Consider the following 21604-nt stretch of genomic DNA (forward strand, 5'->3'; position numbering starts at 1 on the left):
TGACTGCCGTTCAGCGGTCGGTGTCGATGACGTCGACGCGGATGCCCTTGCCGCCGACGGAGTTCATCACGGTGCGCAACGACGTCGCGGTACGCCCGCTGCGGCCGATCACCTTGCCGAGGTCGTCCGGGTGGACGTGGACCTCGAGGGTGCGACCGCGGCGGCTGCTGACCAGGTCGACACGGACGTCGTCGGGGTTGTCGACGATGCCGCGGACCAAGTGCTCGAGCGAGTCGGCGAGGAAGCTCACGCCTCGTCGGCCTTCTTCTCGCCCTCGCTGGACTCAGAGGCCTCGGCGGTCTCCTCGGACTCCGCCTTGTCGGCCTTCTTGTTGCCACCCTTCTTCTTCGGGGTGACGGCCGCGACGGACGGCTCTTCGTTCGCGGCAGCGAGCGCCTCGTTGAAGATCTCCTGCTTGGTCTTCTTCTCGGGCTGCGGCTTGAGCGTGCCCTCGGCACCGGGCAGGCCCTTGTGCTTCTGCCAGTCGCCGGTCACCTCGAGGATGCGCTGGACCGGCTCGGTCGGCAGTGCGCCGACGCCCAGCCAGTACTGCGCACGCTCCGAGTTCACCTCGATGAAGCTCGGCTCTTCCTTCGGGTGGTACTTGCCGATCGTCTCGATGGCCTTGCCATCCCGCCGGGTACGCGCGTCCGCGACGATGATGCGGTAGTACGGCGCACGGATCTTGCCCAGGCGCTGCAGCTTGATCTTGACGGCCACGGGTGTGGGTACTCCTGTCGTGTTCGCTTGCTCGGTTCGAGGCACCACCCCCGAGTGGGGAGCGGATCGGCGATGCCCGCAGGTCTGTGTATCGCTCCGACGCGGTGAGAGGGCCCGTTCGGAGCGGGCAAGCTCCCATTTTGCCAGAGCGAGGTACGTCACCTGCGGCGGGCTCCCCTCCCGGGCTCCGGCGGCGGCCGAGAAGACTCCGGTGCGGGCCCGTACCGGCGCCGTGGCGCGAGCCGGCCGACGCGGTCGGGACCCGGCGGACACCTGCCGCGGCGGGTGCCCGCGACCTCCGCTTCCGGAGCCGGGCCGACGACGAGAGGATCGCACGTGGACGTCACCTCGGTGGCACTGCTCTCCGGAGCGGGGGTGGCGGCGGGACTGGCGTCGTCGGTGGCGGGCCTCGCCTCGTTGTTCAGTTATCCGGCGCTGCTCGCGGCGGGACTGCCGCCGTTGACGGCGAACATGACGAACACCGTGGCGATGCTGGCGACGACCCTCGGCGCCGCGGGCGGTTCCCGTCGCGAACTCCGTGGGCAGGGCCGCAGGCTCGGCAAGATCGTCGCCGCGGCGACCGTCGGCGGGTCGGCCGGTGCCGCGCTGCTGCTGACGACGCCCGCCGACACGTTCGAACTGGTCGTGCCATGGCTGATCGCGCTCGGCTCGGTGCTGCTCCTGCTGCGCGACCGGCTCCGACAGGCCGCGGACGTCCGCGCGGCGCGGCGGGGCCGCGAGCGCTCCCCCGGTGTGGGGTTCGCGGCGGCGTTCGTCGCCGTGACGATCTACTCCGGGTACTTCGGGGCGGGCGCGGGCATCATGATGCTCGCGGTGCTGTCGATCTCGCTGCCGGACCGGCTGCCCGTGGCGAACGCGCTCAAGAACATCGCCAGCGGCGCCGCGAACGGCACGGCCGCCGTCGCGTTCGCGATCCTCGCGCCGGTGAACTGGGCGGCGGCGGTCTCGCTCGCGGCCGGATCGTTCGTCGGCGCGTGGGTGGGTCCCATGTTGGTGCGGCGGCTGCCGGAACGGCCACTGCGCGTCGCCATCGCGCTCGCGGGCCTCGGGCTCGCGACCCACCTGCTGGTGCAGACCCTCTAGCGGTTCAGGCCTCGACGATCCCCAACGCCGTCAGCAGGATCGCCACCGCGGGCAGGAAATTGTTCATCTGGTGGGCCACGATGCTGCCGAGCAGTCGTCCGGTGATCAGCCGAGCCAGGCCGATCGGGATGGAGATGACCAGCAGCAACGTCGTGCGCAACGGTTCGAGGTGGCTGACCGCGAACACGGCGGTCGACAGGCCGAACGCCGCGAGCCTGCCCCATTTCTCCTTGCGCCATTCGAGCCGTTCCGTGGCGCTCCAGAGCAGGCCGCGGTAGATGATCTCCTCGCAGATCGGCCCGAGCAGCCACAGGTACAGGAACATCACCACAGCCGCCTGCACCGACATCGGCTGCCCCTCGACGAGGGCGCTGATGGCGGACTGGGCGTTGCGTTCGCCGACGATCTCGGTCCAGATCCACGCCCCGACGCTGGTCACGACCAGCCCCAGGGCGCCCAGCTTGAGACCGAGCTTCACGTCATCCCACGACCACGACAGGTTGAGGTCGGCGAGTGGGCCGTTGCCGCGCACCTTCGTGATGACCAGGGCCGTACTCGCCGCGATCACCGTGGGCAGCATCGTGCCGATGAGCACGCTGCGTACCGACAGGCCACCGCCACCACTGTGCAGGATGGCACCGATCAGCGCGGCCGAGGCCAGGAGCACGGCCTCGACCAGCAGGAAGGCACCGAACCCCCAGCGTGGCGGTGGCGGGCTGACCGGAGACGGGTCGCCGGAGACCGGCTCACCCGGATTCGGTACCGCCACGCTGGTCCTCCCCCGATTCGGCCGACAGATCGCCGCGAGCCTACTGTGCGTACCCGCGTCGTCACGACGGCCCGGCAGGCGTCAGCGGGCCAGCCGTCCCCTGAGGAGAATGTGACGAGGGCTGCGGAGGACGTCGACGTCCTCACGAGGGTCGGCGTCGAAGACCACGAGGTCGGCCTGCGCACCGTCGGCGATGCCGTCGTGGCCGAGCCATGCGCGAGCCGCCCAGGACGCCGCACCCAGAGCCTGCTCGGCCGGCATTCCCGCACGGTGCAGTGCGGAAACCTCATCGGGCAGCTTGCCGTGGGCGACCATGCCGCCCGCGTCGGTGCCCGCGTAGATCTCGACGCCGGCGTCCATCGCCTCGCCGATCATGTCGCCGACGCCGGCGTGCAAGGCGCGCATGTGCGCCGCGTACGTCGGATACTTGACCGCCTGATCGGCGATTCCGGGGAAGTTCTCGATGTTGATCAGCGTCGGGACCAGGGCCGTCCCCTGTGCGGCCATCCGGTCCAGCAGTTCGCGGTCCAGGCCCGTGCCGTGTTCGAGACAGTCGATACCCGCGTCGATGAGGCCGGGCAGCGCGGCCTCGCCGAACACGTGCGCCGTCACGCGCGCACCCGCGTCGTGGGCGGCCTTGACGGCGTCGGCCAGCACGTCGTCGGGCCACAGCGGGGCGAGGTCGCCGACTCCGCGGTCGATCCAGTCACCGACCAGCTTCACCCAGCCGTCGCCCGCGACGGCCTGTTCGGCGACCGCGTCCGGCAGCTGCTCCGGATGTTCCAGGTCGATACCGAGGTTCGGGATGTACCGCTTGGGCAGCGCGATGTGCCGGCCGCAGCGAATGATCCGCGGCAGGTCGTCGCGCCGTTGCAGTGGCCGCGTGTCGATCGGCACGCCACAGTCGCGGATGAGCAGCGTGCCCGCGTCGCGGTCGGTCTCGGCCTGTGTCACGGCCTCGTCGAGCGTGACCGGCCCGTCGACGCCGACGCCGGGGTGGCAGTGCGCGTCGACCAACCCGGGCAGCACGAACGCGCCCTCAAGGGTCTGCGCACCCTCCACCGGCGTCAGGGAGATCCGGTCACCGTCTGTCCAGAGGTCCTGCTCCCGCCCGTCGGGCAGGACGACACCGCGAATGTGGAACATGGGCGGCTACTTGTTCTTCGGCAGCTTCAGCTTCGAAGGGTCGAATCCGGGTGGCAGGTCGTTGAGCCCGCCCCCAAGCTGCGACATGTCGGGCATGCCGCCCCCGCCGCCGGGCATGCCGCCGGGAGGCATTCCGGGGAAACCACCGGGCATCTTCTGCTTCTGCTGCCCCTTGTTCTTACCCTTCTTGTTCTTGCGGCCCTTCTTCTGCTTCTTCGTGGCGCTGCCGCCGCCACCGCCGAAACCGAACTTGCCCGCCATCTGCTGCATCATCTTGCGGGCCTCGTAGAACCGGTTGACGAGGTCGTTGACCTCCCTGACCGCGACGCCGGAACCGGTGGCGATGCGCTGCCGCCGCGAGGCGTTGATGATCTTCGGGTTCTCCCGCTCGGCGGGCGTCATACCGCGAATGATCGCCTGCAGCCGGTCGATCTGGGCGTCGTCGACCTGTGAGAGCTGGTCCTTCATCTGCCCGGCGCCGGGCAGCATGCCCAGCAGGTTGCCGATCGGGCCCATCTTGCGCACGGCCTGCATCTGCTCGAGGAAGTCCTCGAGCGTCATGTCGCCCGTACCGAGCTTGGAGGCCGCCTGCTCCGCCTTCTCCTGGTCGAAGGCCTGCTCGGCCTGCTCGATCAGGGTGAGCATGTCGCCCATGCCGAGGATGCGGCTGGCCATCCGGTCGGGATGGAAGACGTCGAAGTCCTCGAGCTTCTCACCGTTGGAGGCGAACAGAATCGGCTCGCCGGTCACCTGCCGCACCGACAGGGCCGCACCACCGCGGGCGTCGCCGTCGAGCTTGGTCAGCACGACACCGGTGAACCCGACGCCGTCGCGGAACGCCTCCGCGGTGGTCACCGCGTCCTGACCGATCATCGCGTCGACGACGAACAACGTCTCGTCCGGCTGGACCGCGTCGCGGATGTCGGCGGCCTGCTGCATGAGTTCTTCGTCGACACCGAGGCGTCCCGCCGTGTCGACCACGACCACGTCGTGCTGGGCGTGACGCGCCTCTTCGATGCTGCGTTTGGCGACGTCGACCGGGTCGCCCACGCCGTTGCCCGGCTCGGGGGCGAAGGTCGTCACGCCCGCACGCTCACCGACCACCTGCAGCTGCGTCACGGCGTTCGGGCGCTGCAGGTCGCAGGCCACGAGCATCGGCGCGTGCCCCTGCGACTTCAGCCACGTCGCCAGCTTGCCCGCGAGCGTCGTCTTACCGGAGCCCTGCAGACCGGCGAGCATGATGACGGTCGGCGGGTTCTTCGCGAGGTTCACCCGCCGGGTCTCGCCGCCGAGAATGCCGACGAGCTCCTCGTTGACGATCTTGATGACCTGTTGGGCCGGGTTCAGCGCCTCGGAGACCTCGGCGCCCTTCGCACGCTCCTTGACGTGCTTGATGAACTCCCGCACCACGGGCAGCGCGACGTCGGCCTCCAGCAGCGCGATGCGGATCTCGCGTGCGGTGGCGTCGATGTCGGCGTCGGAGAGCTTGCCCTTGCCGCGGAGGTTCTGCAGGACCGAGGTGAGCCGATCCGAGAGGGTGTCGAACACGGGGTGCACGCTCCAGCAGTTCGTGGTTCCTGGCGCCGGCCCACTACGCCGACGACCTCCCAGGGTACTGGCCGCCGGTGGCCGAGGGGCCGCCCGGCCGGTCTGTCCCCCACAGATCCCCCTCGTCCGGCCGGGCGGCGTCTCTGCTCGGGCACCACGGCCCTGGGCGGCCTGTTCGCCAGACCCCCAGCACCAGGCGAACCTCACCGCCGCAGAACCGTTGCTTCCGAGCTGGTTCCCAGCATGGATTCCCGGCGGGGTGTGACGGCAGCGTGAAGACACCGGAATCGGGCTGAGTAGAGCTACTCAACCTGCTGGTACGTACGCCCACGGCCCGGGTGGGGAATGCTCCACTCGGCCGCCCACACCCGGTACGCCCCGGCCGGCGGGCGGCCGGCCACCAGGCGTGGAGCGTGCGGCGTGCCGCCGTCGTCAGCCCGCGGCGGCGAGCAGGGCCTGCTCGAGCCGCCCGCGCCAGGCGGCGTCCAGTGTTCCGGTCCTCGGCCCGACGGCGAACGAATCGACGACCCGGTCACCGAGCGTCTCGACCTTCGCCCAGCGCACCTCGGCGTCGCTGCGCCGCAGCGCTCCCGCCACGCGGTGCAGGAGTGCGATCCGGTCCATGGCGCGCAACTCCACCACGACGGTCTCCGCACCCGCCGTCTCGTCGTCGAACCACAGCACCTTCGGCGATACAGGCCCGGCGGGCGCACCCGCGTAGGCCCGCTCCTTCTCGGCGAGCTTCTGCGCCAGCGCCAGCCTGCCCGCGACGGCGCGGGCGAACTGGTCCCGCAGCAAGGCCGGATCGGGCGGTGTGCCGAACCGCGGCGACGCCGTGAACACGCCGACCCTGCCGCCCGCGTGGGTACGCAGCGTGGCCGTGTGCACCTCGAGCGAGTTGAGCGCGAGCACGCCCGCCGCCGGGGTGAGCAGCTCGGCGCCCGCGGGGGCGGCGAACACGACCGTGGTGACCTCGCCCCGCGGCCGCGACGGCGTGACCGTGACCTGTCCCCTCGTCGCACGGACCGCCTCGGCGACGAGCTCGCGCTGGGTCGCGTCGACGGCCTCCGGTTCGGGGAGCGGCCTTCCTGCCAGCAGCGTGCGGGTACGGCTGACCAGCTCCGCCACGAGGCCGGCCTTCCAGTGGGTCCACACGCCGGGGCCGGTCGCCCGCGAGTCGGCCTTCGCCAGCGCGTGCAGCAGGTCGAGCAGCAACGGGTCACCGTCGATGGTCTTGGCGACGCGTTCGACGGTCTCCGGTTCGCTGATGTCGCGCCGCGTGGCCGTGTCCGGCAGGAGCAGGTGGTGCCGGGCCATGCCGACCACGAGGTTCGTGTCGCGTTCGGACAATCCGATACGGACGGCGACGTGGCCCGCGATCTCGGCGCCGAGTTCGGAATGGTCGGCCCGGCGCCCCTTGCCGATGTCGTGCAGCAGAGTGCCGAGCAGGAGCAGGTCGGGGCGCGCGACGGTGTCGGTCAGGCCGGCCGCCTCGACGCACGCCTCCACCAGGTGCCGGTCGACCGTCCACGCATGCACGGGTGCCCGCGGCGGCAGGTCGCGGACCGCTCCCCACTCCGGCAGCAACCGTGCCCAAAGGCCGGTGCGATCGAGTGCCTCGACGGCGTCGACGAGTCCGTCGCCCGCGCCGAGCAGTTCGGTCAACGCCCTCCTGGCCGACTCCGGCCACGGCGCCCGCAGTTCCGGCGCCGCATCGGCGAGCGTGCGCAGCGTGCCGTGCGAGATCGGGTTGCCGGTCCGCGCCGACGCGGCGGCGACCCGCAACAGCAGTCCGGGGTCCCGTGCGGGGACGGCGTCGCGGGCCAGCGCCACCTCGCCGGAGTGGAGCACCACGCCGTCGTCGAGCGGAGAACGGGACGGCCGCCTGCCGAACCTGCCCTTCGGCGGGTCGGCGGCACGCAGCGCGACGTCGACGGCGTACGCGACCGTCCTTCCCGCGCCGGAGAGCCTGCGGGCCAACGCGAACCGGTCTCCGAGGTCGAGTTCCGACGCGACCACGGCGGCGTCCTCCGCGCTGAGCACGTCCCTGCTGCGGCGGGCCGTGCGCCGCAGGTCGGTCCGCACGTCCAGCAGCAGTTCCCGCGCGGCGGTCAGTTCCTCGCCCGGCCGGTCGGCCAGCTGTGCGGCGGCGAACGCGTCGAGCACCACCAGGTCCCGCAGACCGCCGCGGCCGTGTTTCAGGTCCGGTTCGGACGACTGCGCGATCTCGCCGCTGCGCCGCCAACGCTCCCGGGTGTACTCGAACAGTTCGGGAACGCGTTTCCTCGCCGTGCGCCGCCACTGGTCGCGGGCTGCGCCGACGAGTCGGGACGCCAGGTCGGCGTCACCCGCGATGAGCCTGCCGTCGAGCAGGCCCATGGCCGTGCGCAGATCCTCCGAGGCGACCTTCAGCGCCTCGGAGGGCGTGCGCACGGAATGGTCGAGACCGATGCGCGCATCCCACAGCGGGTACCAGAGCGCGTCCGCGATCTCACCGATGTTCGGGTGTCCATTGTGGATAAGAATGAGGTCGAGGTCGGAGAACGGCACGAGTTCCCGACGGCCGAGGCCACCGACGGCGACCAGCGCCACGCCGTCCGGGAGCACCCCGGAGGCGTCGGCGCCGGCCGCCGCGACGGCCTTGCTCAGCCAGAACTCGTAGAGGTCGACCAGCGCGGCCCGCAGTGCCGTGGCACCGAGCCTGCCGTGCCGGCCTTCCAGCAGCCTCTCGGCCGCCTCGACAAGTCCCCCTACGACCACCGCGTGCGCCTAGAGGGCGTCCGCGCCGCGTTCGCCGGTGCGGACACGGACTACGGTGTCGACCGACGTGACCCACACCTTGCCGTCACCGATCTTGCCGGTGTGGGCCGCGCCCGCCACCGCCTCGATGACCTTGTCGACGCCCGCGTCGTCGGTGACGACCTCGACCTTCAGCTTGGCCACGAAGTCGACGGCGTACTCGGCGCCGCGGTAGATCTCGGTGTGACCCTTCTGCCTGCCGTATCCCTGGACCTCGCTGACGGTCATGCCGAGCACGCCGAGCTGTTCGAGCGCCGAGCGGACGTCGTCGAGGGTGAACGGCTTGATGATGGCGGTGATCAGCTTCATGAGTTGGACTCCTCCAGCTTCCTGGCCGAGTTCGCCACACCGCTGCCGGCCGACGTCGGACGGCCACCGCGGCCGCCCGCGACGTCGTAGGCCGACTCGGCGTGCTCCGCCTCGTCGATACCCGCGACCTCGTCCTCGGTCGAGACCCGGCCGCCTGTGACGGCCTTGACGAGGAAGCCGAGGACCGCGGCGATGATCCCGGAGTAGATCATGACGACGACCACGGACAGCACCTGCTTGCCCAGCAGGTCGATGCTGCCGCCGTAGATGAGCCCGTCGACGCCCTCACCGTCCGGGACCACGCTCGCGGTGGCCACGAAACCGAGCATGATCGTGCCGATCAGGCCGCCCACGAGATGGACGCCGACGACGTCGAGCGAGTCGTCGTAGCCGAAGCGGTACTTGAGGCCGACGGCCGCGGCGCAGACGACACCGGCGATCGCGCCGATGGCCAGCGCGCCCCACGTGTCGACGTACGCACAGGCGGGCGTGATGGCGACCAGACCCGCGACGACACCGGAGGCGGCGCCGAGGCTGGTGGGCTTGCCGTCCCGGACGCGCTCGAGCAGCAGCCAGCCGAGCATCGCGGCGGCGGTGGCCGTCACGGTGTTGATGAATGCGATGCCCGCGACCCCGTCGGCGGCGTAGGCCGAGCCCGCGTTGAAGCCGAACCAGCCGAACCACAGCAGACCCGCGCCGAGCATCACGTACGGCAGGTTGTGCGGCTTCATCGGCTCCTTCGGCCAGCCCGCCCGCTTGCCGAGCACCAGGACGAGGCCGAGCGCGGCGGCACCCGCGTTGGTGTGCACCGCCGTACCGCCCGCGAAGTCGAGGGCGCCCATCTCGTCGATCCAACCGCCGGTGCCCCACACCCAGTGCGCCACCGGGAAGTAGACGAGCGTGGCCCACAGGCCGCCGAACAGCAGCCAGGCGCCGAACTTCATGCGGTCGGCGACGGCACCGGCGATCAGCGCGACCGTGATGATCGCGAACATCGCCTGGAACGCCACGTCGACCGTGCCCGCCGTCGGGTCGCCCTCGGGCGTCATCAGCCCGGACAGGCCGAGCATCTCGAACGGGTTGCCGAGGACGCTACCGACGGTCTCGCCGTAGGTCATCGAGTAGCCGTAGACGACCCACAGCACGGAGATGAGCCCCATCGAACCGAAGCACATCATCAGCATGTTCAGGACGCTCTTCGAGCGGACCATGCCGCCGTAGAAGAACGCCAACCCCGGCGTCATGAGCAGCACCAGTGCGGAACTGGTGAGCAACCAGGCCGTATTCCCTTCCACGCTTCTCCTCCTTAAGAGAGCAGGCAGCCGAACTCGCGATTGCGGGACAGCATCGGGAAACCGTGTTGCGCCGAATGGCTCGTGGCGTTTCGGGTTCGTGAAGCGATTCGTCGTCGTTGTTACTTCTGCGTTTCTGCCGACCGGGGCGGATACGTCCGGTTGCGAAACCTCGTGGTCGAATAGGGCTCGTGACGACTCCGAACCGGCCGCCGCGTTCGCTGCCGCCCGCGGTCGTGAACGCGCTGCGCTGCTCCGTGTGCGCGGAGCCGTTGCACCCGGAAGGACGGTCGCTGCGCTGCGTGCGGCGGCATTCGTTCGACCTCGCGAAGCAGGGCTACGTGAACCTCCTCCGCGCCGGGGTCGATGCGGGCACCGCCGACACCGGCGAGATGGTCGCGGCCCGCGCGGACTTCCTGGCGACGGGCCGGTACGACCCGCTCGTGAAACTGCTCGCACGCGTGACGGCCGCGACCGGTGATCCGGAGCTCGTCGTCGACGCCGGCGCGGGCACGGGCCACTACCTCGCGGGAGTGCTGGACCGGGTGGAGTCCGCGTGGGGCCTGGCGCTCGACGTGTCGGCCCCCGCCCTGCGGCGCGCGGCGAAGGCGCATCCGCGGATCGGCGCCGTGGTGTGGAATCTGTGGGAGTCGTGGCCGGTGGCCGACGGTGTCGCCGACGTCGTGCTCGACGTCTTCGCACCGCGCAACGCCGCGGAGTTCCACCGCGTGTTGCGGCCCGGCGGGCTGCTCGCTGTCGCAACGCCCGGGGCGGGCCATCTGCACGAGCTCGTCACCGAGCTGGGCCTGCTCGACATCGCGGGCGACAAGGCCGACCGGGTCGCCGAGTCACTGGCAGGGCATTTCGAACCCGCCGGGGTGGAGAGGACCCGCCAGACCGCCGAGCTCGACGCCGACGAGGTGCGCAAACTCGTGCTCATGGGACCGAACGCCCACCATCTCCACCGCGACGGGCTCGGCGAGAGACTCGACGCGCTGACCGGTGGCGTGACGGTCACGATCGAGTTCGACGTCTCGGTGCTGCGCAGAAGGGGATGAGACAGGACAGGACGAGGCCCACCCGTACGGTCGGGTACCGAGACGACGGGCTTGTGACGTGGAGGCGAACGTGACCGAGCTGGCAGCGAGCGTGCTGGCCGACCGCACCTGGCTACGGGAGGACCTGCGGCGCGCGGCGGGACTCTACGGAGAGGCGGGCGACCGGGTGCTGGGGACGATCCGGTGGTATTCGGCGTCGTCGATGCTCGTGGCGCCCGCGCTGGAATCACTGGTTCACACCGGCACGGCGACGGATCCGGCACTGGAGGCGGTGATGTTGGACGTTCACCACGACGGCCGGATTCTCGACGCGCGATCGGTGCGCCCCTTCGACGGCGACGTCCCACAGTTGGCACAGGCGTTCTCCGGCGCGCTGGGGGCCGCGGTCGAGGCGATCGCCGATGTCAGCGGAGCGACACCGCGATCGCTCTGGGCGATCGCGGCCGACTCGATCGGCAACCGCCTGTTGTGGGCCGGTGCGAGGCTCGGGGCCGCCGAGGACGCGATGCGGCTCGCCGGCGAGCTCGGTGACGGCATCGCAGCGACGGGCGCTCCCCTGCCCCGGCCGTTGTTCACCGAGGCGGGCGGCACCCCCGTGGTGCGGCGGACGTCCTGCTGCCTGATCTACGAGATCCCCGGCGGCCAGAAGTGCGCCAGCTGTCCGAAGCAGACACCCGAGGAGCGGACCCGGCGACTGCGGTCCCTGCTCGGCTGACCGCTTCCGGGGCTCGACTCGAGGGCCGAGGCGAGACAACCCGGAACCGGTCAGGACGCCACGTCGAACCGCTCGGCGAGTGCCGCACGCCCCGCGCTCGTCAGCGAGCCGAAGAGCCGCAACCTGGCCAGGCCGCCGTCCGGGTAGATGTCGAGACGCAGCCGGTTCGCGGGGTGGGCGCCGGTGATGGGGAACCGGTGCCGCGTGTCGGGCTGCAGCCGGGTCCTCGGGAGCAGTTCGAACCAGGTCTCGCCGTCGGTCGAACCACTCAGCGACGCCCAGCCGGGCGCGTTGCCGCGCAGGTTGCTGGTGTCGAGTTCGGCGAACCGCGGCACGCCCTCGGCCGCCAGGTCCAGGATCATCCAGTCGTTGCCGTCGTCCCTGCGGCGCGCTGTCTCCCAGCCTTCCGCCTGATGGGCGGCCAGCCCCGGGGCGAGGACGTTGTTCGGCGAGGAGTAGAACATGTCGCTGCACGCGGTGACGACGGCGCCGTTCTCCAGCGCGGCGAGGTCGACGGCTTCCGGGTCGACGAGCGCCGGATCGGGCACGACCGTGCCGTGCACGCGCAACCGCGCGATGCCCCCGTCGGGGTGCATCGTCAGCCGTACGTGCGTGTACCGGCGCGCCGCCATCGCAGGGCTCATCGGGTAGAAGTTCTCCGTGTGCCCCTCCGCGGGCGCGCGGTCGACGAGCACGTCCCAGTCGGCGGCCGCCACCTCGTCGGCGTCGGGGTAGCCGGGTAGCGCGCACGCCTCCACCGAGACGTGCGGCGGGTAGTTTCCCTTGAAGAACGCCGTGTCGACGACGACGCCCGTGACGGTGCCCGGTGCGCCGAGTCGCACGACGGCCCGGTCGTCGCCGGGGCCGCGGTGTCTGCGCGTCTCCCATCCGTCGTAGACCTGCCCCTTGGGGCCGAACGTCTCCGGCTGGTGCCGCGGCGGCCACGGGTTGACGAGGTTCTCCTTCTCGGCGAACAGCTCGTCGCTCGCCCACATGACCGTGCCGCCGAACCGGCGGGAGGCCAGGTCGGCCAGTGTTGTCCACTCCGGACGGTCGGTCATGTGTCCTCCCTGGTCAGAAACTCTCCGAACGGCTCGGATCCGGGTTCGAAGTCGAGCTCGCGGCCGCGCAACCAGCTCGCGCGCACGACCCCCGCGAGCGCCCGGTCGTGGTAGGCGCTCACCGGGTTGCGGTGGTGCAGACTCGTGCGGTCGACGACGAACGCGTCGTCGGGGGCGAACACCGCGAAGTCCGCGTCGCAGCCGACGGCGATACGCCCCTTCCGCGATAGGCCGACCTGTTCGGCGGGGTTCCGGGCCATCCACCGCACGACGTCGTCGAGCGTGAACCCGCGTGCGCGGGCGCCCGTCCACACCGCGGGCAGGCCGACCTGCAGCCCGGCGATGCCGCCCCAGGCGTCGCCGAAATCCCCGGTGTCGAGCCGTTTCAGGTCGGGCGTGCACGGCGAATGGTCGGTCACGACGCAGTCGATCACGCCGTCGCCCAGCGCGCACCACAGCCGTTCCCGGTTGCCTGCCTCGCGGATGGGCGGGCAGCACTTGAACTCGGTGGCGCCGTCGCGGATCTCCTCGGCCACGAAGCTCAGGTAGTGCGGGCAGGTCTCGGCGGTGACGCGCACGCCGTCGGCGCGTGCCTGTGCGAGCAACGGCACCGCGTCCCCCGAGGCCAGGTGCAGGATGTGCACGCGCGCGCCCGTGCGGCGGGCGAGGTCGAGAACGCGGGCGATCGCCGTGTTCTCCGCGTCGCGGGGGCGGGAGCCGAGGAAGTCGGCGTACGCCCGGCCGTGGGCCGCGGGCGCGGCGTCGATCGTGTCGGCGTCCTCGGCGTGCACGATCAACAGCCCGTCGAAGTCGGCCAGTTCGCGCATCGCGTCCTCGAGCCCGGCCTCGTCGAGCGGGGCGAACTCGTCCACGCCCGAGTGCAGCAGGAAGCACTTGAACCCGAACACGCCCGCCTCGTGCAGTGGCCGCAGTTCGCCGCGGTTGCCCGGGACCGCGCCACCCCAGAACCCGACGTCGACGGCGATGCGCCCCGCGGCCGCGCGGCGTTTGACGTCGAGCGATGCGACGTCGACCGTCGGCGGCAGGCTGTTGAGCGGCATGTCGACGAGCGTGGTGACGCCGCCCGCGGCCGCTGCGCGCGTGGCGGTGTCGAAGCCCTCCCAGTCGCTGCGGCCGGGATCGTTGACGTGGACGTGCGTGTCGACCAGGCCGGGCAGCAGCACCTCGTCGTCGCGCAGCTCCACCACGCGGTCGCCGGTGAGCGCGCCGTAGTCCTCGACCGCGGCGATGCGCCCTCCGGACACACCGACGCTGCAGGACCGCTCACCGTCGGGCATCACCGCACGCGGCGCGCGGAACACCAGGTCCATACCCGCACCTCCTCGCCGTACGCTCCCTCGCAGCCAAGCACATGTGAAGTCATGGGTAAACACCCGCATGAAGTGTTTCCTTCACACCATGAACACGACCATGACCACGACCACGGCCCGCGCTCGACCCGCTAGATTCGACCTCGTGGCCACCGCCGACAACGCTCACTCCGCCGACGCCGAGCAGCCGGGCGACGCCGCACAGCTGGGCGCACGCATCCGGTCGCTGCGCACCGCGCGCGCCGTGTCGCTGCGCGGACTGGCCGCCGACCTCGGGATCAGCCCGAGCGCGCTGTCACAGATCGAACGCGGCAGGATGCGTCCGTCGGTGACGCGGCTGCTGCAGATCATGTCGACGCTGAACGCCCCACTGTCCGCGGCGTTCGGAGAGCCGACCGGTGATGCGGTGTCGGGCGGGGCGGTGTCGGGCGGGGCGGCGGTTCTTGATGCGGACTCACCGGACGAGCACGCGGCGACCCGCGGCGACGCCGTCGTCGTCACCCGCGCCGGCGACGCCGCCGTGCTCTCACTGGGCGACGGCGTGACCTACCGGAGCCTCACACCCGTGCCGCTGGCGGAGGCGGAGGTGTACGAAACGGTGTACCCGCCCGGATCGACGTCGAGCCAGGACGCCGAGTACCTGCGCCACACCGGCCACGAGATGGGCACCGTGACGGCGGGCAGGCTGAGCGTCGACGTCGACGGCGTCCGGCACGACCTCGGCCCGGGCGACAGCATCCGCTTCCCGTCCGCGACGCCGCACCGCATCCGCAACGACGGCGAGCACACCGCCACGGCGGTGTGGATCAACGTGCGCTGACCACGCGTACCGCCTGCGCCGTTCAGCGGATCCCGCGGCGCTCCCGCGGCAGCCAGTCGAGCGAACCGAGTGTGTCGGTGGACGGCAGGTACTCCAGTCCGACGAAGCCGTCGTAGCCCGCGGCTTCGAGTGCAGCGAGGTGCCGGTCCAGATCGGTGGTACCGCTGCCCGGTTCGCGGCGGCCGGGCGCGTCGGCCAACTGGACGTGCCCGGTGCGTCCGGCCTGCTCGGCCACCGTGTCGATGTCGCCCACGACGGCGCGGTGGTACAGGTCCGTGAGCAGCGTGAGTTCGGGCCTGCCGACCCGGTCGAGGACGGCGAGGGCGTCGGCGGTCGTGGTCAACGGGTACGCCGGGCGGCCGGACAGCGCCTCCAGCACGAGCTTCCCGTCGAACTCGCCGACGCGGCGGGCGAGCGTGTCCAGGGTGGCGGCGGCGACCTCGTCCTGTTCCTCCGGATCCACGCCGTCGAGGCGGTTGCCGTACAGCGCGTTGAACCGCCGCGTGCCGAGCCTGTCCGCGATGTCGAGCGCCACCTCCACGCTCTCGGCCAGTTCCTCCTGCCGGCCGGGCCACGACACGAGCCCGCTGTCGCCCGCCGCCATGTCGCCTGCGAAGAAGTTGAGGCTGACGAGCCGGACCCCGGCGTCGGTGATCGCGGAGACGAACGCGTCGACCGCGGCGTCCGACGGCACCGCCACGGCGTCGAACGGCCACCAGCACTCCACGGCGTCGAAACCGGCCTCGCGCGCCACTCGGGGGCGTTCGAGCAGGGGACGCTCCGTGAACAACGTCGACAGATGGGCGTCGAAGGACAGGCCGTGCAGCGTGGGGTCGGGGGTCATGCGCCCATTCTGGCCCGCCCCGGCCGCGGCCACGTAACCTTCCCCCTCGTGGGACAGCTGGAGGCCGAGTTCACGAGCGAACCCTTCCACGGGGAGGGACCGCCGCCCGCGCACGCCGTCCGGGCACGTACCGCGGCCGAGGACGCCGGGCTGACCACCGAGTTCGGCCCGCTCGGCACGTCGGTCAGCGGCGAGGAGGACGCACTGCTCGACGCGCTGCCCGCCATCGCACGCGCGGCACTCGACGGCGGCGCCACCCGCCTCACCCTGCGGGTGCAACGGCCCGGCGCCGCGGTCGAAACCGGCGGCGGGGACCCCGGCAGCGTCCTCGACGGAATGGTGCGCCAGGTGGAGGCCGAACTCGGCACACGACTGTCCGAGCTGGACAGAGCCGGGAAACAGCGGGCGGTGCGACTCCTCGACGAACGGGGCGCGTTCCAGCTGCGCCGTTCCGTGGCCGCGGTCGCCGAGCAGCTCGGCGTCACCCGCTTCACGGTGTACAACTACCTCAACCGCGGCTGATCGACCCGCACCACGGCCGATATCGGGTCCCGCTCCCCGGCGCGCGATGCACTCTCGCCGAGTACACCCTGATTTCAACAAAATGTTGACGCACTGATGGGGCTCGCTTACTTTGCAACGGATGAGCCACATTCGGCTGGCCGAATTCAACTCGGCCGATCCGGACCGCATCCGACCACTGCTGACCGAGTGCCTCGACGTCCCCCGGTGGGCCGATCACGTGCTCACGGGCCGCCCGTACGCCGACCTCGACACGCTGCTCGCCCACGCCCCCATCACCCTCGAACCGGCGGAGATCCACACCGCGATGGCGGCCCATCCCCGTATCGGTGAAAAACCGGCCACCGGGACGTCACGCTCCGAGCAGTCCGGTGTGGACGACGAGGACGCGAAGAAGTTCCGCGCCGCCAACGTCGAGTACGAGGAGCGTTTCGGCCACGTGTTCCTGGTGTGCGCAAGCGGCCGCAGCGGCGCTGAGCTCCTCGAGAACCTCCGCGGCCGGCTCGGCAACGACCCCGACACCGAATTGCGCATCGCCGGCGAGGAACTGGTCAAGATCGCGCTGCTGCGCCTGGAGAAAGCGGTGACCGCATGAGCCACGTGACCACTCACGTCCTCGACACCGCCCGCGGGCACCCCGCCGCGGGCATCCCCGTGCGCCTGGACGCGCGCGACGACGACTGGTCGACCATCGCCACCGCCGCCACCGACGACGACGGCCGCGTCCGCGATCTCGGCCCGGAATCGTTGCCCGCGGGGGTGTACCGGCTGGTGTTCGACACCGAGTCCTACCTGGGCGGAGACTGTTTCCTGCCCGAGGTCACGGTCGCGTTCCGCATCACCGATCCGACTGCGCACTACCACGTGCCCGTGCTGCTGAGCCCGTTCTCCTACTCCACCTACCGAGGGAGCTGATTCGACGTGGGTATCGCCCTGGGGCCCAACCAGTACGGCAAGGCCGAGGTTCGGCTCGTCACCGTCGACCGGCAGGGGCCGGTGCACCACCTCAAAGACGTCACGGTGTCGACGTCGCTGCGCGGTGGCCTGGAACGCACGCATCTGACCGGCGACAACACCGACGTCGTGGCCACGGACACGCAGAAGAACACCGTTTACGCGTTCGCCGCCGACGGCGTCGGCCAGATCGAGGACTTCGCGCTGCGGCTCGCCGAGCACTTCACCGGCGCGTTCGAACACATCACCGGCGCCAGAATGCTGATCTCCGAGCACGGCTGGAACCGCATCGACGTCGACGGCACGCCACACGAGCACGCCTTCAGCCGCGCTGGCGGCGAGGAACGCACCACGGCCGTCACCGTGCAGGACGGCAGGGCCTGGGTCGTGTCCGGCCTGACCGGGCTGACGGTGCTGAAATCCACCGGATCGGAGTTCCACGGCTTCCCTCGCGACGAGTACACCACGCTCGCCGAAACCACCGACCGGATTCTTGCGACGGCGGTCACGGCACGCTGGCGTTATTCCGCCGCGAGCGGTATCGACTGGGCCCTGTCGTTCGACGAGATCCGCCGCACGCTGCTCGAGGCGTTCGCCGCGAAACACAGCCTGTCGCTGCAGCAGACCCTGTACGCGATGGGCGAGGCCGTGCTCGAGGCACGGCCCGAGGTCGCCGAGATCCGGCTGTCCCTGCCGAACAAGCACCATTTCCTCGTGGACCTGAGCCCGTTCGGGCTGTCCAACGAGAACGAGGTGTTCCACGCCGCAGACCGCCCGTACGGCCTCATCGAAGGCACCGTGATCCGGGACGACGAGCCCGCCGACGCGGCCGGACTCGCCTGGTACTCGCTGCCGGAGTTCTGAGGCGCGGAGGGGGTTCCACCCGGCGCCACCCGCCGGGCCTGCCGCCCGCCGGGCACGCCGGCAGGGTCCTCACCGTCAGGCCACCGACCACTTTGGAGCGTTCCCGTGCATCCCGTCGACGCGAAACCGCCGTTACCGCAACTGATCGCCGGAGGCCTGCAGCACGTCGCGGCCATGTACGCGGGTGTCGTGGCGCCGCCGCTGATCATCGGTGGCGCGGTCGGCCTCTCCCCCGGCCAGCTGAGCCTGCTGATCAGCGCGAGCCTGTTCACCGCGGGCCTGGCGACGCTGTTGCAAACGCTGGGCGTGTGGCGGTTCGGTGCACGGCTGCCGCTGGTGAACGGCGTGACGTTCGCGACCGTCGCACCGGTGCTGGCCATCGTGGAGCAGCACGGGCCGGAGGCCTCACTCGGCGTGGTGTACGGCGCGACGCTCGTCGCGGGCGCGCTGATCGTGCTGGCAGCTCCGTTCTTCTCCCGGCTGACCCGGTTCTTCCCGCCGATCGTCACAGGCACGGTCATCACCCTCATCGGGGTGTCGCTGCTGCCGGTGGCCGTCGGGTGGGTCTCGAACCAGGAGGAGTCGGCGAGCGGCACGAACCTGCTGCTGGCGGGCATCACACTCGTGGCGGTCCTGGCGTTCAACCGGTTCCTGTCCGGTTTCTGGAGCAGGGTCGCACTGTTGCTGGGGCTCGTGCTCGGCACGCTCGTGGCCTGGCCACTGGGCGAGGTCGACACGTCGACACTCGCGGAGGCGCCCGCGTTCGGCATCGTCACGCCGTTCCACTTCGGCGCGCCGGTGTTCGACATCGCGGCGATCGTGTCCATGGCGATCGTGGCGCTGGTGATCATGGCCGAGAGCACGGCGGACATGCTCGCCCTCGGCGAGATCGTCGAACGCCCCACGTCCGAGCGCACGCTCGCGGACGGACTGCGCGCCGACGGGTTCGGCACCGCCGTGGCGACCGTGTTCGGCGGTTTCGCCTGCACGGCGTTCGCGCAGAACGTCGGACTCGTCGCGCTGACACGCATGGTGAGCCGGTACGTCGTAGCTGCCAGTGGACTGATCCTCGTGCTGCTGGGCATGTTCCCGGTGACGGGTGGGGTCGTCGCACTCGTGCCGCAGCCGGTACTCGGCGGCGCCGGACTGGTGCTGTTCGGCAGCGTGGCGGTGTCCGGTCTGCGGACACTGGCGAAGGCATCGTTCGAACGGCCCGCCAACGTCACGATCGTCGCGGCGGCCCTCGGTATCGGCCTCATCCCGATCGCCGCGCCCGAGTTCTACGCCGGGTTCCCGTCGGCCTTCCGCACAGTGCTCGACTCCGGCATCAGTGCCGGCTGCCTCGCCGCCGTGATCCTCAACCTCGTGTTCGGCGACCGCGTGCGACGGTCCACTCCGGACACCGCCGGCGACTCGGAGTCCGCGGACCGGACGGCGACGGCGCGTGCGGAAGCCGGGGAGCACGCGGACGAGGCATGATGCGTACCTCGGCGATCGGCCGGGTACGCCGAAGGACATGGCGAATGACGCGGCGAAGTTCGTTCCGCCCGAGCGCGGCAAACGGCGGATCCACCAGAAACCCTCCCGGACCGAGGTCGTCGCGTGCCGGCCGTGGCTCACGGCCGAGCTGGCAGCCGTGCGCCCGGACGTGGTGGTGCTGTTGGGCGCGACCGCGGCGCAGGCGGTGTTCGGCACGTCGTTCCGCGTCACACAGCGCCGCGGCGAGGTGATCGACATGCCGGACGACACCACGCCTGACGACACCGCCGCCTCGCCTGCGCGAGCGGTGGCGACAGTGCACCCGTCGTCGGTGCTGCGTTCCCGCGACCGCGACGCCGACTACGAGGCGCTCGTCGACGACCTCCGGCAGGCGCGGGAAGCCCTCTAGGACCGGCCCGGCATCGGGACCGGGCCGGGCGACAGGACCGGCGCGGCATCAGGACCGGCGCGGCATCAGGGCCGAAGCTGCGTCAGGGCCGGAGTTGCGTCACCGGCGTGTCGGCGATGAACTCCCGCAGGGCACGCGCGAGGAACTCCGGGTTGTCCTCGGGGATCAGCGTGCGACTGTCGGGCACCTCGACGAGCCGGCCTTCCGGGAACAGATCCGCCAGCCTGCGTCCGTGGTCACGCGGCATGAGCTTGTCCTCCGCGGCCCATGCGACCAGCACCGGCCGGTCGAACGAGCTCATCTCCGCGGCCCACTCCCGCAGGGTGCGCTTCGGTGGGATACCTCTGCCGTATCTGATCAGGTCGCGGCGCACCGCAGCGTCCGTGCGGCCCGGCGTGAACCAGTCCCGTTGCACGTCCCGGGGAATCGGGCGTTTCGACATCCAGCCCCACCCGCCGGGTGCACGCTGCACGGCACGGAACCGCAACAGCTGCAGCAGCGCCGCGATGCCTCCGGGGACGCGGCCGAGGACGCCGAGCAGTTTCCCGGGAATCCCCGGCGGATAGTTGTCGAACGCCTCGCACGAGGTCAGCACGACCCGCGCGAGACGGTCGGTGCGCCGCTCGGTGAGCAGGACCTGCCCACCACCCCAGTCGTTGAGCACCAGTGTGACCTCGCGCAGGTCGAGTCGTTCGAGGAACTCGCCCACGAGCAGGCCGAGACCGCGCAGGCTCAGGTCGGCGTCGGCGCGCATGGGGATCCGGTGACCACCCAGCGGCCACGTCGGCAGGACGCAGCGGTACTCGCCCGGCAGCTCGGCGACGACCCTGCGCCACACCGTCGCGTTCATCGGCGGGCCGTGCAGCATCACCAACACGGGCCCGTCACCTCCGGTATCGGTGTACTCGATGGTGCCTGCGGACAGCTCCACGCTCCGACGTTCGCCGGGTAAGCGGTCGACCATGGCTGCTCCTTTGCGAGGCCGGTCGTCGGTGGCGACGGCGGTGCAGGGCCGACCACCACGGGACGGCCACTACGGGACGGCCACTGCGGTCACGGCCACAGGGATCACGGTAAGTTCTAGATAGATCGCTCTAGTGAGAGAGTAGCGTAGACTGCCCCGCATGGCGAGCACGCGCGAACGGATCGTGACGGCGACGGCCGAGTTGTTCCGGCGCAACGGCTACACGGGTACGGGCCTGAAGCAGATAGTCGGCCGCGCCGAGGCGCCGTTCGGATCGCTGTACCACTTCTTCCCCGGCGGCAAGAAACAGCTCGGTGCCGAGGTGATCCGCGAGGCGGGGCTGCCGTATGCCGCACTGTTCGACATCTACATCGCCTCCGCCGACGACCTCGTGGCCGGCATCGAGCAGGCTTTCGCCGGCGCCGGCGAGACGCTGGTCGAGACCGACTACGCCGACGCCTGCCCCATCGCGACCGTCGCCCTCGAAGTGGCGAGTACCGACGACGGCCTGCGCCGGGCGACCGCCGAGGTCTTCGAGGCCTGGCTCGCAACGGGCACCGAGGCCTGCTCCACCTTCGGACTGTCGCGCGAGGCTGCGCGCGCGCTCGCCATCGCAACCGTGACCAGCCTCGAAGGCGCGTTCGTGCTCAGCCGGTCACTGCGCAGCACCGAACCGCTCGACGCCGCGGGCGCGACCGTGGCAGCGAGGGCCAGGGAGCTGCTGTCGACGTCGGCCGGCTCCGCCCGACACCCCCGCGGCTGACCTTCCTACGTAGCGCACACCGGCCTTCCGAGCGGAGGGGTCACCCCCGGCCGATGCGTACGCCACCCGGGACGTGGCCGGGCAGCGGCTTCCGGGAAGCGACAACACGGCCCCCGGAAGCTGCAACACGGTC

The 21604-nt window shown here is 71.1% G+C and carries 23 protein-coding genes; 11 read left to right on the forward strand and 12 right to left on the reverse strand.

The features are described 5' to 3' along the window. Window positions 1-10: 10 nt before the first annotated feature. Together FHS23_RS15605 and rpsP are read right to left on the reverse strand one after the other, a co-directional pair. The gene (locus FHS23_RS15605; protein ID WP_183655451.1) at window positions 11-250 is read right to left on the reverse strand and encodes an RNA-binding protein; all 240 of its coding nucleotides are present in this window, start codon (window positions 248-250) and stop codon (window positions 11-13) included. Beyond that, complete coding sequence (gene rpsP, locus FHS23_RS15610; protein ID WP_183655454.1) at window positions 247-720, reverse strand: 30S ribosomal protein S16; 474 nt, start codon at window positions 718-720, stop codon at window positions 247-249. The genes FHS23_RS15605 and rpsP overlap by 4 nt, the downstream gene beginning before the upstream one ends. 336 nt (window positions 721-1056) lie before the next feature. Here rpsP and FHS23_RS15615 point away from each other — a divergent pair, with 336 nt between their 5' ends. After that, complete coding sequence (locus tag FHS23_RS15615) at window positions 1057-1824, forward strand: TSUP family transporter (protein WP_183655456.1); 768 nt, start codon at window positions 1057-1059, stop codon at window positions 1822-1824. A 4-nt stretch (window positions 1825-1828) separates the two neighbouring features. Here FHS23_RS15615 and FHS23_RS15620 read toward each other — a convergent pair whose 3' ends face one another. The 6 genes from FHS23_RS15620 to FHS23_RS15645 all read right to left on the reverse strand — a co-directional run bounded on the left by FHS23_RS15620 (window position 1829) and on the right by FHS23_RS15645 (window position 9690). Continuing rightward, window positions 1829-2593: a CPBP family glutamic-type intramembrane protease gene (locus tag FHS23_RS15620; RefSeq protein ID WP_183655459.1), complete on the reverse strand. Its 765-nt coding sequence runs from the start codon at window positions 2591-2593 to the stop codon at window positions 1829-1831. A gap of 81 nt (window positions 2594-2674) precedes the next feature. After that, window positions 2675-3739, reverse strand: a complete 1065-nt coding sequence (locus FHS23_RS15625) for an amidohydrolase family protein (protein WP_183655477.1) — start codon at window positions 3737-3739, stop codon at window positions 2675-2677. A gap of 6 nt (window positions 3740-3745) precedes the next feature. Next, window positions 3746-5287, reverse strand: a complete 1542-nt coding sequence (gene ffh, locus FHS23_RS15630) for a signal recognition particle protein (protein ID WP_183655481.1) — start codon at window positions 5285-5287, stop codon at window positions 3746-3748. Window positions 5288-5719: 432 nt separating this feature from the next. Next, entirely contained in the window at window positions 5720-8047 is a 2328-nt protein-coding gene (locus FHS23_RS15635; protein WP_183655495.1) for a [protein-PII] uridylyltransferase, read from the reverse strand. Window positions 8048-8056: 9 nt separating this feature from the next. After that, window positions 8057-8395, reverse strand: coding sequence for a P-II family nitrogen regulator (locus tag FHS23_RS15640; RefSeq protein ID WP_183655498.1), 339 nt, complete (start codon window positions 8393-8395; stop codon window positions 8057-8059). Then, on the reverse strand, window positions 8392-9690 hold the full coding sequence (locus FHS23_RS15645) for an ammonium transporter (RefSeq protein WP_183655501.1): 1299 nt from the start codon (window positions 9688-9690) through the stop codon (window positions 8392-8394). The genes FHS23_RS15640 and FHS23_RS15645 overlap by 4 nt, the downstream gene beginning before the upstream one ends. 218 nt (window positions 9691-9908) lie before the next feature. On the opposite strand from FHS23_RS15645, the gene FHS23_RS15650 reads away from it, so the two are divergent. Beyond that, window positions 9909-10745 (forward strand): putative RNA methyltransferase, encoded by an 837-nt coding sequence (locus FHS23_RS15650; RefSeq protein WP_221219662.1) that lies wholly within the window; start codon window positions 9909-9911, stop codon window positions 10743-10745. Between the two features lie 70 nt (window positions 10746-10815). Beyond that, window positions 10816-11460: a (2Fe-2S)-binding protein gene (locus FHS23_RS15655; RefSeq protein WP_183655507.1), complete on the forward strand. Its 645-nt coding sequence runs from the start codon at window positions 10816-10818 to the stop codon at window positions 11458-11460. Window positions 11461-11510: 50 nt separating this feature from the next. Here FHS23_RS15655 and alc read toward each other — a convergent pair whose 3' ends face one another. Then, the gene (gene alc, locus FHS23_RS15660; RefSeq protein ID WP_183655510.1) at window positions 11511-12521 is read right to left on the reverse strand and encodes an allantoicase; all 1011 of its coding nucleotides are present in this window, start codon (window positions 12519-12521) and stop codon (window positions 11511-11513) included. Beyond that, the gene (gene allB, locus FHS23_RS15665) at window positions 12518-13852 is read right to left on the reverse strand and encodes an allantoinase AllB (RefSeq protein ID WP_183655513.1); all 1335 of its coding nucleotides are present in this window, start codon (window positions 13850-13852) and stop codon (window positions 12518-12520) included. Before allB ends, alc begins: the two co-directional genes overlap by 4 nt. Window positions 13853-13940: 88 nt before the next feature. Here allB and FHS23_RS15670 point away from each other — a divergent pair, with 88 nt between their 5' ends. Then, window positions 13941-14672 carry a helix-turn-helix domain-containing protein gene (locus tag FHS23_RS15670; protein WP_221219543.1) on the forward strand — a complete coding sequence of 244 codons (732 nt, stop codon included), beginning with the start codon at window positions 13941-13943 and terminating at the stop codon, window positions 14670-14672. A gap of 22 nt (window positions 14673-14694) precedes the next feature. Here the strand turns inward: FHS23_RS15670 and FHS23_RS15675 are convergent, their stop codons facing one another. Then, window positions 14695-15516 carry a hydroxypyruvate isomerase family protein gene (locus tag FHS23_RS15675; RefSeq protein ID WP_183655516.1) on the reverse strand — a complete coding sequence of 274 codons (822 nt, stop codon included), beginning with the start codon at window positions 15514-15516 and terminating at the stop codon, window positions 14695-14697. Between the two features lie 48 nt (window positions 15517-15564). Between FHS23_RS15675 and FHS23_RS15680 the strand changes: the two genes are divergently transcribed. The 6 genes from FHS23_RS15680 to FHS23_RS15705 all read left to right on the forward strand — a co-directional run bounded on the left by FHS23_RS15680 (window position 15565) and on the right by FHS23_RS15705 (window position 19744). Further along, window positions 15565-16038, forward strand: a complete 474-nt coding sequence (locus FHS23_RS15680; protein WP_343053979.1) for a helix-turn-helix domain-containing protein — start codon at window positions 15565-15567, stop codon at window positions 16036-16038. A 130-nt stretch (window positions 16039-16168) separates the two neighbouring features. Then, on the forward strand, window positions 16169-16633 hold the full coding sequence (gene uraD, locus FHS23_RS15685; RefSeq protein WP_425501132.1) for a 2-oxo-4-hydroxy-4-carboxy-5-ureidoimidazoline decarboxylase: 465 nt from the start codon (window positions 16169-16171) through the stop codon (window positions 16631-16633). Continuing rightward, window positions 16630-16953, forward strand: a complete 324-nt coding sequence (uraH, locus tag FHS23_RS15690) for a hydroxyisourate hydrolase (protein WP_183655540.1) — start codon at window positions 16630-16632, stop codon at window positions 16951-16953. Before uraD ends, uraH begins: the two co-directional genes overlap by 4 nt. A gap of 6 nt (window positions 16954-16959) precedes the next feature. Next, window positions 16960-17856, forward strand: coding sequence for a factor-independent urate hydroxylase (pucL, locus tag FHS23_RS15695; protein WP_183655543.1), 897 nt, complete (start codon window positions 16960-16962; stop codon window positions 17854-17856). 105 nt (window positions 17857-17961) lie between these two features. Continuing rightward, on the forward strand, window positions 17962-19335 hold the full coding sequence (locus tag FHS23_RS15700) for a solute carrier family 23 protein (RefSeq protein WP_183655546.1): 1374 nt from the start codon (window positions 17962-17964) through the stop codon (window positions 19333-19335). Window positions 19336-19372: 37 nt separating this feature from the next. After that, window positions 19373-19744, forward strand: a complete 372-nt coding sequence (locus FHS23_RS15705) for a uracil-DNA glycosylase family protein (protein ID WP_183655550.1) — start codon at window positions 19373-19375, stop codon at window positions 19742-19744. An 82-nt stretch (window positions 19745-19826) separates the two neighbouring features. Here the strand turns inward: FHS23_RS15705 and FHS23_RS15710 are convergent, their stop codons facing one another. After that, window positions 19827-20708 (reverse strand): alpha/beta fold hydrolase, encoded by an 882-nt coding sequence (locus FHS23_RS15710; RefSeq protein ID WP_183655553.1) that lies wholly within the window; start codon window positions 20706-20708, stop codon window positions 19827-19829. A 160-nt stretch (window positions 20709-20868) separates the two neighbouring features. Between FHS23_RS15710 and FHS23_RS15715 the strand changes: the two genes are divergently transcribed. Beyond that, window positions 20869-21471, forward strand: a complete 603-nt coding sequence (locus tag FHS23_RS15715) for a TetR/AcrR family transcriptional regulator (protein ID WP_183655557.1) — start codon at window positions 20869-20871, stop codon at window positions 21469-21471. Window positions 21472-21604: the final 133 nt, after the last annotated feature.

Origin of the sequence: Prauserella isguenensis, assembly GCF_014191605.1 — a bacterium.
GTDB lineage: Bacteria > Actinomycetota > Actinomycetes > Mycobacteriales > Pseudonocardiaceae > Prauserella > Prauserella isguenensis.

What these genes read in the sequence shown, in the direction of transcription:
- FHS23_RS15625 (WP_183655477.1), bottom strand. Translation starts at nt 3,739, where the DNA reads ATGTTCCACATTCGCGGTGTCGTCCTGCCCGACGGGCGGGAGCAGGAC.
- FHS23_RS15640 (WP_183655498.1), bottom strand. Translation starts at nt 8,395, where the DNA reads ATGAAGCTGATCACCGCCATCATCAAGCCGTTCACCCTCGACGACGTC.
- alc (WP_183655510.1), bottom strand. Translation starts at nt 12,521, where the DNA reads ATGACCGACCGTCCGGAGTGGACAACACTGGCCGACCTGGCCTCCCGC.
- allB (WP_183655513.1), bottom strand. Translation starts at nt 13,852, where the DNA reads ATGGACCTGGTGTTCCGCGCGCCGCGTGCGGTGATGCCCGACGGTGAG.
- FHS23_RS15670 (WP_221219543.1), top strand. Translation starts at nt 13,941, where the DNA reads ATGAACACGACCATGACCACGACCACGGCCCGCGCTCGACCCGCTAGA.
- FHS23_RS15675 (WP_183655516.1), bottom strand. Translation starts at nt 15,516, where the DNA reads ATGACCCCCGACCCCACGCTGCACGGCCTGTCCTTCGACGCCCATCTG.
- uraH (WP_183655540.1), top strand. Translation starts at nt 16,630, where the DNA reads ATGAGCCACGTGACCACTCACGTCCTCGACACCGCCCGCGGGCACCCC.
- FHS23_RS15705 (WP_183655550.1), top strand. Translation starts at nt 19,373, where the DNA reads ATGGCGAATGACGCGGCGAAGTTCGTTCCGCCCGAGCGCGGCAAACGG.
- FHS23_RS15710 (WP_183655553.1), bottom strand. Translation starts at nt 20,708, where the DNA reads ATGGTCGACCGCTTACCCGGCGAACGTCGGAGCGTGGAGCTGTCCGCA.
- FHS23_RS15715 (WP_183655557.1), top strand. Translation starts at nt 20,869, where the DNA reads ATGGCGAGCACGCGCGAACGGATCGTGACGGCGACGGCCGAGTTGTTC.